Origin of the sequence: Ideonella azotifigens, assembly GCF_006519715.1 — a bacterium.
Taxonomy (GTDB): Bacteria; Pseudomonadota; Gammaproteobacteria; order Burkholderiales; family Burkholderiaceae_C; genus Ideonella; species Ideonella azotifigens.
The window spans coordinates 1-11,792 of the sequence record NZ_VIDT01000106.1 but is presented as its reverse complement, the minus strand read 5'-3'; the positions used below and the strand labels follow the sequence as shown (position 1 = coordinate 11,792).

Annotated in this window: 11 protein-coding genes; 8 read left to right on the top strand and 3 right to left on the bottom strand. The window is 66.6% G+C overall.

Annotated features, from left to right (window positions below; genetic code table 11):
* The 5 genes from FKP22_RS09480 to FKP22_RS09460 form a co-directional block, all read left to right on the top strand.
* The coding region (locus FKP22_RS09480) for a 1-acyl-sn-glycerol-3-phosphate acyltransferase (RefSeq protein ID WP_211361352.1) at positions 1-1,257 on the top strand (1,257 nt) is incomplete at its 5' end.
* 3 nt (positions 1,258-1,260) lie between these two features.
* Positions 1,261-1,539 (top strand): hypothetical protein, encoded by a 279-nt coding sequence (locus FKP22_RS09475; RefSeq protein ID WP_141287249.1) that lies wholly within the window; start codon positions 1,261-1,263, stop codon positions 1,537-1,539.
* Complete coding sequence (locus FKP22_RS09470) at positions 1,536-2,333, top strand: prolipoprotein diacylglyceryl transferase family protein (protein WP_141287248.1); 798 nt, start codon at positions 1,536-1,538, stop codon at positions 2,331-2,333. The genes FKP22_RS09475 and FKP22_RS09470 overlap by 4 nt, the downstream gene beginning before the upstream one ends.
* A complete protein-coding gene (locus FKP22_RS09465) occupies positions 2,330-2,680 on the top strand; it encodes a hypothetical protein (RefSeq protein ID WP_141287247.1) in 351 nt (116 codons plus the stop codon). The genes FKP22_RS09470 and FKP22_RS09465 overlap by 4 nt, the downstream gene beginning before the upstream one ends.
* Positions 2,677-4,155 (top strand): radical SAM protein, encoded by a 1,479-nt coding sequence (locus tag FKP22_RS09460; RefSeq protein WP_141287246.1) that lies wholly within the window; start codon positions 2,677-2,679, stop codon positions 4,153-4,155. The genes FKP22_RS09465 and FKP22_RS09460 overlap by 4 nt, the downstream gene beginning before the upstream one ends.
* Here the strand turns inward: FKP22_RS09460 and FKP22_RS09455 are convergent.
* Positions 4,136-4,936, bottom strand: coding sequence for a DUF4397 domain-containing protein (locus FKP22_RS09455; protein WP_141287245.1), 801 nt, complete (start codon positions 4,934-4,936; stop codon positions 4,136-4,138). The genes FKP22_RS09460 and FKP22_RS09455 overlap by 20 nt on opposite strands.
* Before the next feature lie 174 nt (positions 4,937-5,110).
* On the opposite strand from FKP22_RS09455, the gene argG reads away from it, so the two are divergent.
* Positions 5,111-6,451, top strand: a complete 1,341-nt coding sequence (gene argG, locus FKP22_RS09450; RefSeq protein ID WP_141287244.1) for an argininosuccinate synthase — start codon at positions 5,111-5,113, stop codon at positions 6,449-6,451.
* A 36-nt stretch (positions 6,452-6,487) separates the two neighbouring features.
* Here the strand turns inward: argG and FKP22_RS09445 are convergent, their stop codons facing one another.
* Positions 6,488-8,500 (bottom strand): hypothetical protein, encoded by a 2,013-nt coding sequence (locus tag FKP22_RS09445; protein WP_141287243.1) that lies wholly within the window; start codon positions 8,498-8,500, stop codon positions 6,488-6,490.
* A gap of 230 nt (positions 8,501-8,730) precedes the next feature.
* Between FKP22_RS09445 and FKP22_RS09440 the strand changes: the two genes are divergently transcribed.
* Complete coding sequence (locus tag FKP22_RS09440) at positions 8,731-9,861, top strand: sterol desaturase family protein (protein WP_141287242.1); 1,131 nt, start codon at positions 8,731-8,733, stop codon at positions 9,859-9,861.
* A gap of 141 nt (positions 9,862-10,002) precedes the next feature.
* On the top strand, positions 10,003-11,229 hold the full coding sequence (locus tag FKP22_RS09435) for a hypothetical protein (protein ID WP_141287241.1): 1,227 nt from the start codon (positions 10,003-10,005) through the stop codon (positions 11,227-11,229).
* Positions 11,230-11,249: 20 nt separating this feature from the next.
* On the opposite strand, the gene FKP22_RS09430 is transcribed toward FKP22_RS09435, so the two are convergent.
* A partial coding sequence (locus tag FKP22_RS09430; RefSeq protein ID WP_170200822.1) for a hypothetical protein occupies positions 11,250-11,792 on the bottom strand: 543 nt, incomplete at its 5' end.

Below are 11,792 nucleotides of genomic sequence, written 5' to 3'. Positions count from 1 at the left end.
CCTGTCTCTGAGACCTGGGCCAACCTGAAGCTGGCGCACGGCCACCTGGCGGTGTTCCGCTCGCTGCTGGGCATCTCGTGGCTGTGGTTCTTCGGCGCGGTGTTCCTGTCGCAGTTCCCGGTCTTCGCGAAAGACGTGCTGCATGGCGACGAGCACGTGGCCTCGCTGCTGCTGGTGGTGTTTTCTGTGGGCGTGGGCATGGGCTCGCTGCTGTGCGAGACGTTGAGCCGCGAGCATGTGGAGATCGGCCTGGTGCCGCTGGGCGCCATTGGCATGACGGTCTTCGCGGGCGACCTGTGGTGGTCTTCGTCCTCGCTCGTGGCCCCGGCGCTGCAGTACGGCCTGGGCAGCTTCATTGCCGAGCCGGCGCACTGGCGCGTGCTGGCGGACCTGTTCCTGCTCTCGCTGTTCGCAGGCCTTTACAGCGTGCCGATGTATGCGCTGATCCAGCTGCGCTCGCCAGCCAGCCACCGGGCCCGCATCATCGCGGCCAACAACATCCTGAACGCCTTGTTCATGATCGCCAGCAGCCTGATCGTCGGCGCGCTGCTCGCGGCCGGGTTCACGGTGCCACAGGTCTTCGGCCTGCTGGCGGTGGCCAACGCGGTGGTCGCGTTGTGGATCTTCCTGGTCGTGCCCGAGTACCTGCTGCGCTTCATCGCCTGGGTGCTGTCGCATGTCGTCTACCGCTTCCGGCTGCAGGGCACGCGCCACATTCCGGCCACCGGCGCCGCGGTGCTGGTCTGCAACCACGTGAGCTTCATCGACCCGGTGCTGCTGATGGCCGCCAGCCCGCGCCCGATCCGCTTCCTGATGGACCACCGCATCTTCAAGATCCCGGTGCTGGGCTGGCTGTTCAAGCTGGCCAAGGCGATTCCCATCGCCCCACGCGCCGAAGACCCGGCCGCCTACGAAGCCGCCTTCGACGCTGCGGACGCCGTGCTGGCCGACGGCGAACTGCTGGGCATCTTCCCCGAAGGCGGCATCACCCGCGACGGCACGCTGCAGCCCTTCAAGGGCGGGCTGATGAAGATCCTGGAGCGCCGCCCGGTGCCTGTCGTGCCGATGGCGCTGACCAACCTCTGGGGCTCTTTCTTCTCGCGTGTGGAAGGCGGCACCGCGATGGTCAAGCCCTTCCGCCGTGGGCTGTTCAGCCCGGTGGGCCTGGTGGCGGCACCGGCTCAGGCGCCAGAGCAAGTTCAGATGGATGCGTTGCAAGCGCGCGTGGCGCAACTGCTGCTGGCCAGCAAGGATTGAATCGTGAAGACGCGTGCCCAACAGAATGCATCGGTCGAACACGTGGGGCTGGTCTTGATTCGTGGCTTGTTGGTCCTCGCGCTGCTCGCATTTGCCTTGATGGGCACCTGCGGTGGTGTATTCAGCCTGCTTGACTTGCGAAGCGCGCATCCCGGCGAGTCCGAGTTCATCGGGATGCTCCCGTACGCATCCCTTGGCATAGGCGTGTTGGGCGTGGGCGCCTGCTGGAGCGTGTTGCGCTGGCTGCGTCGCCGACGCGAGGCTTCAAGGCTCGCTCAGTGATCCAAGACCCACCTCTGGCCGCGGCCGTTCACGCCCTGTTCGAATGGCTCGGAATGGCGGCGGGTGCCACGCTTTGGCGACGCTCCGTCCGAAAAACCCAATCGGACAACGGATCGCATGGCCTACTGGCACCGGGACGCTTCGCCGTGCTGTTGGGCCTGCTGATAGGGGCTGGTCTGGGGAACAAGCTCGTGTTCCTAATCGAGCGTCCGGACATCGCCATGCGCATTTGGCAAGGAGAGCCCTTGTGGCCGGGGCAAAGCATGGTGGGCGGATTGCTCGGCGGTTGGCTGGGCGTCGAATTGGCCAAGTGGTTCTCCGGTCAGACGCGTTCGACCGGCGACGCCATGGTGACGCCTTTGCTGTGGGGCCTGGGCATCGGCCGAATCGGCTGCCTGCTCGCCGGCCTGCATGACGACACCTACGGCCTGCCAACAACCGTGCCCTGGGGGCTGGACCTGGGTGACGGTCGGCCGAGACATCCCAGCGCCATCTACGAGATGCTGTTTCTAGCAGCCTGGGGCGGATTGCGCCGAATGGCCGCGCCGCGCTGGCCTGCCCGGGCTCCCGAGGGCTTGCATTTCAAACTGTTTGCAAGCGGGTACCTGCTCTGGCGCCTGCTCGGCGATGCGCTCAAACCGGTGCGCATCGCCTACCCTGGCGGCCTGTCCGGCATCCAATGGGTCTGCCTTGTGGGCCTCGCGATCAGCGGCTGGGCGCTGTGGCGGACTTGTCACTCCGCCATCGGGCAGAGCGATGTGCCGCCAAGCTCGGAACAGGTGCAAAACTCATGACCGGTCTGATCGCGGCCCTAGTCATTGTGGTGATCGTCGCGTTGGTGATCGTCCAAGCGACACTCCGGCCGGCAGGGCTGACGCGGGTGTTGCGCGTCGTCACCCTGCTTTCGCTCACGGCCACTGTCCTGGGCTTCGGCACCTGCGGGGTTTGGGGCACCTGGGCCGGCATCTCCATCGTGCGTCAGTTTGGATGGAACGGCGGCAACTCGTTCGCGCTTTTCTGTTTCGTCGCCAGCGGCATCGGCTTCCTGATCGTTGCCGCCAGCATCCGCAATATCCGGCAACTGTTGCGCCCATCCGCAGCACGGCCATCCGAGGCGGTCGATCGCGGCCCGAACCCATGACCCGCAAGACCCGCCCCTGGCTGTTCTACGACACCACCCAATCGGTCTGCACCACCTGCCTGCGCCAGGTCGAAGCCAAGATCCTGATCAAGGACGATCAGGTGTTCATGGACAAGTGGTGCCCGGTGCATGGCACCGAGCGGGTGCTGGTGGCCGACGATGCGGCCTACTACCGCCAGTGCCGCGAGGTCTACGTGAAGGCGCCGGAGATGCCGCAGCGCTTTGCCACCGAGATGCGCCACGGTTGCCCGTACGACTGCGGCCTGTGCCCGGATCACATGCAGCACAGCTGCCTGTCGGTGGTGGAGATCACCGACCACTGCAACCTGCGCTGCCCGACCTGCTACGCCAGCTCCGGCCCGGAGCGGCTGACGCACCGCTCGATGGCCGAAGTGAACGCCATGCTGGACGCGGTGATCGCCAGCGAAGGCGAGGCCGACGTGGTGCAGATCAGCGGCGGCGAGCCCACGCTGCACCCGCAGTTCTTCGAGGTGCTGGACGCAGCGCGGGCGCGGCCCATCCGCCACCTGATGCTCAACACCAACGGCATCCGCATCGCAGAAGAGCCGGGCTTTGCAGAGCGGCTGGCGAGCTACGCGCCGGCCTTCGAGGTCTACCTGCAGTTCGACTCGCTGCAGCGCGCGCCGCTGCTGGACCTGCGCGGCGCCGACCTGCGGCGCATCCGCACGCAGGCACTGGCGCGGCTCAACGAAGTGGGCCTGTCCACCACGCTGGTGATGACGGTCAAGCGCGGCGTGAACGACGAGGAGATCGGCGAGGTGATCCGCTTCGCGGCGGCACAGCCCTGCGTGCGCGGCGTAACGCTGCAGCCGGTGCAGGACGCCGGCCGGGTCGAAGGCTATGACGCGGCCAGGCACCGGCTGACGGTCAGCGAGATCCGCCGCCGCATTGCCGAGCAGTCCGGCCTGTTCACGCTGGAAGACGTGCTGCCGGTACCCTGCAACCCGGACACGCTGGCGATGGCCTATGCGCTGCGGGCCACGCCGGGCGGCGAGCTGCAGCCGCTCACGCGTTTCCTGGACCCGGCCGCGCTGGTGGAGGCCGCCAGCAACACCATCGTCTTCGAGCGCGACCCGGCGCTGAAGGACCAGGTCTTCCGGCTGTTCTCGACCAACCATTCGCCGCAGTCACAGGCCAGCTGCCTGTCGGAGCTGATGTGCTGCCTGCCGCAGATCAGCGCGCCGCAGGGCCTAGACTACCGGCACGTGTTTCGCGTGCTGATCGTGCAGTTCATGGACGCGCGCGGGCTGGACATCCGGGCGCTGAAGAAAAGCTGCATCCACATGGCGCTGCCCGACGGCCGCATGGTGCCGTTCGAGAGCCACAACCTATTCTACCGCGAGCCGGCCCAACAGGCGATGCTGGCCACGCTGCGCGGTGAGCTGGACGTGCTGCATGCGCAGCGCCGGGATGCGCCACGCGGCGCGCTGTCCATCAAGCCAGCGAGTTGCTGAGCACGCCAGCGGCCAGCTTCTCAGGCAGCGCGGTGATGTCCGGCAGCGAGCCGCTGCTGCGCGGCACGATGGCCAGCGTGACGATGAGCTCGCTGCTGAAGGTGATGCGGGACGAAGTGTCAGAGCCGGAGTCGAACAGCACGGTGCTGTGGTCGCCAGTGGGCGTGAGGCGCACGCGGTAAGTGCCGGCCTCGACGGCGACGAAATCGCCCAGGTTGCCGATGGCGGAGATGGTCGCAGTGGGCGTCAGGTCGGCCAGGCTACTGGTGTTGCTGATGTACAGGTCCAGCCCGTCCAGCAGCGGCGCGGCGTGCAGCAGGCGCACATTGAAGTAGCCGCTGGACGGGGCCGAGTTGGACTCCTCGATGCGCCGAAAGGCCATGCCGGCGCTCAGCGTGCCGTAGGCGATCACGGTGTTGTAGGTGTCGGCATTGAAGCTGTAGGCGGTCGACGGGCCCGTGGTGCCGCTGGTCGAAAACAGCGCGAGCGCGCGGCTGCCGCTGTCGATGCTGACGTAGTCGCTGGTCGTTCCGCCATAGGCGAGCGACGAGATCACGGTGCTGCCGTCAACCTGCAGCCTGGCGGTCTCGAAGTCGACCGTGGCGTTGACCAGGCGCAGCGAAGCGGTGTCGCCATCGTCGGCACCGCCGCAGGCTTGCAGCGCCAGCAGGCTGCCGCCAGCGACGATGCCGGCTGCGGCTTGCAGCACGCGGCGGCGCGTGGGCAGGGCCGGCTCGGCGGCGGAGACAGGACTGGAACGGAGACGGGACGGCAAGGGCATGGACAACTCTTTGGGCAACGGGAAGGCGGACTGCCTTCACTGTCGCCGGGTCATTTCGCTGCAGTGCGTTGCCGATGGCAAAGATCTGTGAAACAGGGAACTCTGCAGCGGCCCGCAGCGGTCGCCTTAAAATCGTGGGTTCCGACTTTTGGTCTGCCTGGAAAGAGCCCTGCCGTGTCCGCCACCATCCTGCAAAAACTTCCCTCTGGCGAGCGCGTCGGCATCGCCTTCTCCGGTGGCCTGGACACCAGCGCCGCGGTGCACTGGATGCGCGCCAAGGGCGCCATTCCCTGCGCCTACACGGCCAACCTGGGCCAGCCCGACGAGAGCGACTACGACGAGATCCCGCGCAAGGCGCTGGCCTACGGTGCCGACATCGCCCGCCTGATCGACTGCCGCACGCAGCTGGTCAACGAAGGCATTGCGGCGATCCAGTCCGGCGCCTTCCACATCTCCACCGGCGGCGCGACCTACTTCAACACCACGCCGCTGGGCCGCGCCGTCACCGGCACGATGCTAGTGGCCGCGATGAAGGAAGACGGCGTCAACCTCTGGGGCGACGGCTCAACCTACAAGGGCAACGACATCGAGCGCTTCTACCGCTACGGCCTCTTGGTCAACCCCGCGCTGAAGATCTACAAGCCCTGGCTGGACCAGACCTTCATCGACGAGCTGGGCGGCCGCAAGGAGATGAGCGAATACCTCATTGCCAACGGCTTCGACTACAAGATGAGCGTGGAGAAGGCCTACAGCACCGACTCCAACATGCTGGGCGCCACGCACGAGGCCAAGGACCTGGAGTTCCTGAGCGCCGGCATGCAGATCGTCAAGCCCATCATGGGCGTGGCTTTCTGGCGCGAGGACGTGGCGGTCAAGGCCGAGCAGGTCACGGTGCGCTTCGAGGAAGGCGTGCCGGTGGCGCTCAACGGCGTGCAGTTCGCCAGCGCCGTCGCGCTGTTCGAGGAAGCCAACCGCATCGGCGGGCGCCACGGCCTGGGCATGTGCGACCAGATCGAGAACCGCATCATCGAGGCCAAGAGCCGCGGCATCTACGAAGCCCCGGGCATGGCGCTGCTGCACATCGCCTACGAGCGCCTGGTGACCGGCATCCACAACGAAGACACGATCGAGCAGTACCGCATGAACGGCCGCAAGCTCGGCCGCCTGCTCTACCAGGGCCGCTGGTTCGACCCTCAGTGCATGATGATGCGCGAGTCGGCCCAGCGCTGGGTGGCGCGTGCGGTCACCGGCGAAGTGACGCTGGAACTGCGCCGCGGCAACGACTACTCGATCATGAACACCGACAGCCCGAACCTGACCTACGCGCCCGAGCGGCTGTCGATGGAAAAGGTCGAGGACGCGCCGTTCACCCCGGCCGACCGCATCGGCCAGCTGACCATGCGCAACCTGGACATCTCAGACACCCGCGCCAAGCTGGGCATCTACAGCCGCGTCGGCCTGCTGGGCACGGCGGAGAGCAGCATCGGGCTGATCAGCGCGCCGGCCAAGGACTGAACGCGACATGCACCCATCGGTGCATGTCGCGCATGGTCAGGGGAGACTCGTACCTCGGTTCAGCCAGACCACGGAGGTGGCCAGCCCCTCGTAGTATCCGGGTGGCATCGCAGTACCGATCACCAATACCCGGTCCGGGAAAACCAATTGCACGGCGTACTTTGGCGACGCGAACCTGACGGTGGACACGGGGGTCGAAGCCAGCGCTGCGGCGCTGGTATCCATCCAATGCAGTTGGGCCACCAGGTCCGTGTCGGCAGAGTCGGGCCATAGCAGCTCCAACGACACGTCCCCGAGCAGCACCACCCGGTTGTCCAGCGCACGAGCGGCCCGGTAAGCGGCGATTGACGCGATGCGCTCGTCGCCCAGATTAGCGGTCGAACGCACCGGGCTGAAATTCGAGTCAAGTCGAAGGCCCCCGACCCCCGTCACGCCAGTCGTGAATGGCAACTGAGGCCACAACAGGGCTCCACCATCCGCCAGACTGAACGGCGCCACGAGGGCGGCTCCGTCGGAGAAGCCTCCAGCCAGGCTCACGCTGCTGGCACCTGCGGTGACGCTGGCGCTGGTCATCATCAGTTCTTTGACGCCACCCGTCGTGCGCATCCAGGTCGCCAACGCCGACCCATGGCCTGCGGAGAGGCCCGAGATCAAGAAGAAGTCAGAGCCTGAAGCGCGCATCAGGAGTTGCTCAGGCGCCAGCGGCTGGCCGTTGAAGTCGAAGGCCTGAAGCACCAGGTCGTTCACGAAGCCCACACCCACGTTCACCCAGGTGCGGGGCCACATAACCCAAAGCGTGCTGCCATCCACCGCAGCGGCGAATTGATTCTTGATGGTTGGCTGGAACACTGTTCCCGACAGATCGATAGCGATGCTCCCCACCGCCACTTGGACGGCGCCGTGCGCATCCAGCTTGGTGACCTTGACCACAGGACTGCCGGCATTCGGATCGTCCTGTGCCAGATAGAGCAAACCACCCGCATGTTGGACAAAAACAGCCTGATAGGGGGTTGGCGAGCTGATGAAGTCGAGTTGCCGCGTGCCGGTCACTTCACCTCGCAGGTTCAGCTCGCTGGCCGTGACCCCGGGGGTGAGCCCATCCGGTGCGGAAGTGAGCAGCAATGCATGATCCGCAAAGGCAAATGCCTGGAAGCCAATGCCCGCGCTGAGCCGTTGACCAGGAAACAGTGCACTGCTGTCCGGCACGAAGGTCGGCGTGATCGCCATTGCGCCAAGCCCGCTCTCCAGCCCGTCCCAGCTCGCGATCTGCTCATCGGCCTCCTCGATCCCGCTGCCCGCGGCATTCGGCCCCGTGGTGCGCTGACGAACAATCCCCACGCCTGCGGCATACCAGACCTGGCGGGTCAGCGTGACCACGTTCGAGAACTGCTGGTTGCTGCTGTATTGCAGGCGACTGACCACCGTCGTGTCCACGAGAACCGTGTCCATGGTCGGCAAGTTGGGCAAGGAGAGCGACTCCTTGCCGATCACGCTGGCGTATATGGCCACATCCATCGCGTCCGCCTTGCCGTCAAGGTCGCCGTCGTAGTTACTGGTCGCGTAGTGCCGATCAAGCACCGTGTACTGCTCACCCCGGCGGACCGGAGAACGGAGTTCAACAAGCGAGAGTGCTTCCGCGTTGCCCAGGCCCGTGAAGTCCACCGTGGCCGGCGTCGCGACGGTGCCTGCACTGATCTGCACCGTCTGGCTGGCGGACCCCGCATGGGCATCATCGGTGCTGGACTCTGAAACCTCGCCCGCAGCGGTCAGGCTCTGTGTGACGGTGTTGGTGTAGGCAGTGGCGTCAGCGCCCGAAAAGGCCTTGTAACTACCACGATAGGTCCAGGTCGCCTGGTCCCGCATCGGTCGGAAAACGCTGGCATCGGTCGCCAGCGTCGCACCAGGAGTTACAGCCGCGGGCAACAGCCCGCTGGTCGTGCGTGTATCGCCACCACCTCCGGCGTCGCCCCCACCGCCTCCGCCACAGGCAGCCAAGCCTGCCAGCACAACCCAACACGCCAGTCGAACAATTTTCGGCTTCACAGCCACCTCCCTGCCTCATTGAATAAGCGAAACCCACAGCACTGTTGCCAGCAGGCAAAACAGATTTTGCCTGTCAGTTCGCCTTCGCAACCAGCTTGGTGAAGAAGCACCTGATCCATCACCGCCAACGCGACGCACCGCCTGAAAGTGGGATTGCCACCTGCCAGCGCCGCTGGCAGCATGCCGCGCTGACACGACAACACAGGCGCCGATGCGCGCCGCCAAGGGAGTTTGCATTGGAAGATCTCGACAAGCTGAACCGGCTGGCCGCCTCGCATGGCGCGCTGCAGCGCGGCACCGGCATGGTCTCGGGCGTGATTGCGCTGAGCCTGGCCATCCTGTGTTTCCTCGGCGTGCTGGCCTTCCACTTCCCGCAATACCTGACGACGCCGCAGTTGCGCCAGTCGTACGACGTGGCGGTGATCCGGCAGATCATGCTGGGGGCGCTGGCGGTGTCGGGCGGCATCGCGCTGTTCAACATCCTGTTCGGCCGCGCACGCTGGCTGGCTTTCAGCGCGTTTGCGCTGGTCGGCCTGTGCCTGCTGCTGGGCGGGCACAAGGTGCCGGTCAACGACTTCCCGGACAACACGCCCTACATCGGGCTGGACTGGTTCATCCTGGACCTGCTGGGCTCGACGCTGATCTTCGTCTTCATCGAGAAAATGTTTGCGCTGCGGCGCGAGCAGCCGGTCTTCCGCGCCGAGTGGCAGACCGACTTCCACCACTTCATCGTCAACCACCTGGTCGTCGGCTTTGTGCTGCTGGCGACCAACCTGCTGGTGCACAAGCTGTTCGGCTGGGCGGCGAAGGATGGCATCCGTGGCTGGGTCGAATCGCTGCCCTTCCCGGTGGCGCTGTTCCTGATCATCCTGGTGGCCGACCTGGTGCAGTACTGGACCCACCGCGCGTACCACGAGGTGCCGCTGCTGTGGCGGCTGCATGCAGTGCACCACAGCGTGAAAAGCATGGATTGGCTGGCCGGCTCGCGCCAGCACATCCTGGAGCTGCTGATCACGCGCACGCTGGTGCTGGCGCCGATCTATGTGCTGGGTTTCAGCAAGGAAGTGATCGACGCCTACATCGTCGTGGTCGGCTTCCAGGCGGTGTTCAACCATGCCAACGTGAGCGTGCGGCTGGGGCCGCTGCGCTACCTGATCGTCACGCCGAATTTCCACCACTGGCACCACAGCCAGGACGACGAGGCGATCGACAAGAACTACGCGGCGCACTTCGCGTTCCTGGACCACATCTTCGGCACTGCCGTGAAGTCTGACCGGCCGTGGCCGGGCCAGTACGGCGTGTTGGGCGACTACGTGCCAGACGGCTTCTGGAAGCAGGTCGCCTTCCCGTTCCGCTGGAAGGGCTGAGGTGGCCCTCTACAGGTAGCGCATGCCGCGCCGGCCGGTGGCGCGCGGCGATACCACGCCGATTCCCGTCGGCGCCCGCCAGCGCCGCACCTAGATTGGCGAGGTGTTCCACTCCCGCACGCCTTGCTGGCGTGACTCCGCGTGAAGAAATCCATCCTGGCCGCCGCATTGCTCGCTGCCACCACGGCCTTTGCTGCAGCCCCATCGGCGCCGGACCTCACGACGCCCGCCGGTTTCCAGCGCAGCTGCGCCGAGATGCCTGTGAGCGCCCCCAGACCTGCCGCTGCGCGTCAGGCCCCCCAAGGGGGCCAAGAAAACTCGGGAGCGGCCCTTCGTTTCCTTGAGAGCGCCGACAGCCTGCCCAATGACGACGCCCGCCTGGCCTGGGTGATCTGCCGCGACGTGGACCAGGTGCGCGACCTGATCACCTGGGGCACGCAAGGCATGGCGATGCTGGACAAGGCGCATCCGAGCAAGGAACAGGTGGTGGCGGAGGTCACGCGCAAGGTCGACGAGCTGCGCGAGCAGCTGCGGCGCTCGCGCCTGCAACTGCAGCGGGTGCAGTTGGGCAAACGCACGTCCTTGCTGATCGCGCCCGGCCAGTGGCAACTGGACCTGAACGGCAACGGCCAGCAGGAGGCCTGGGAGACCTGGTTCTTCGCGCTGCCGCGGCCGCATGACGGCGCTTCGCAACCGCGGCTGCCGGACAACGACGAGGACCGCTACCGGCGCGAGTTCGACGCCAACGCGCTGATCCGCCTGGACCAGAGCGACGTGCTGTGGGCGCTGTCGTACCACCAGTTCCTCGAAGGCCTGCTGACAACCGTGCGCGCGTTTGACTTCGACACCGACCACGGCGAGCTGGTGCTGAGTCGCCCGGCCTTGCTGCGCAGCGCGCACGGCCTGATCGCCGCCGGCCTGGCGACCTCCGAGCAACTGCGCCGCAGCGTGCTGGCCGAGACCGACGACGAGCACGAATGGGTGGCCAACCCACGGCAGAAGAGCAGCGTGTTTCCCATCCCGATCACCGCCGCCGATTTCGAGACCTGGCGCGCGCTGCTGCAGGAACTGGACGCCGTGTGGCAGGGCCGGCACCTGCTGCCAACCACGCGCGGCGGCCGCGGCCTGCTGGCCAGCACCGCGCCGGTGTGCCCGGCGGGCCAGGGGCTGGACGTGGCACGGCTGTTCAAGTCACCGCCACCAGTGGGCACACGCGTGGGATTCGACCGGATGCCGGCGCTCAACAACCAATCCTGCCGCACTGTGGACGCCACGCACCCGCTGAGCAATCTGTCCACGCGCCTGGACCGCACGGCCAGCGAGGCCGGCGGCATGGCCGCATTGCGCTACCTCTATTGGGTCAACTGAGGCGCCCGATCAAGGCCTGCTCAGTCGCGGCTCAGCCAGCGCTTGAGCAGCCGCACCCAACGGCCCATTCGGCGCTTGACGACCCGCGCCGCGCGCCACGGGCGCGAGGCGCGCACCTGGGCCAACAGGCGCTCCTTGAACACGGTCCAGCGTGCGTAGTTGCGGGCGAACCAAGCCAGGCGCATCAGCGCCGGCTGGGTCAGCGTGAACAGGCGCGCGACGATGGCCGTGCCGGCCACCTTGGCCGCGACGATGACCAGCGTGCCCAGCAGCGCATGGCCGCGACTGATGGCAAACAGCGCCAGCAGCTTGACCGGCAGCAAGGCCAGCGTGGGCAGCGCAAACAGCGCCAGCGCGCCATACGGCGGCAACGACTCGATCCAGCGGCCAATCCAGCGGAAGCCCGGCCACTGGCCGATGCGCGCCATCGCGCGTTGCAGCGGCTCCCAGCCCCATTCCTCGAACAGGATCAGCGCCGCCAGCGGCCACTCCCACAGGCCGCGCACAAAGCGGCGCCAGAACGGCTTGCGGTGAGGTGGACGCGGCGGGGGGCTGCTGTGCAT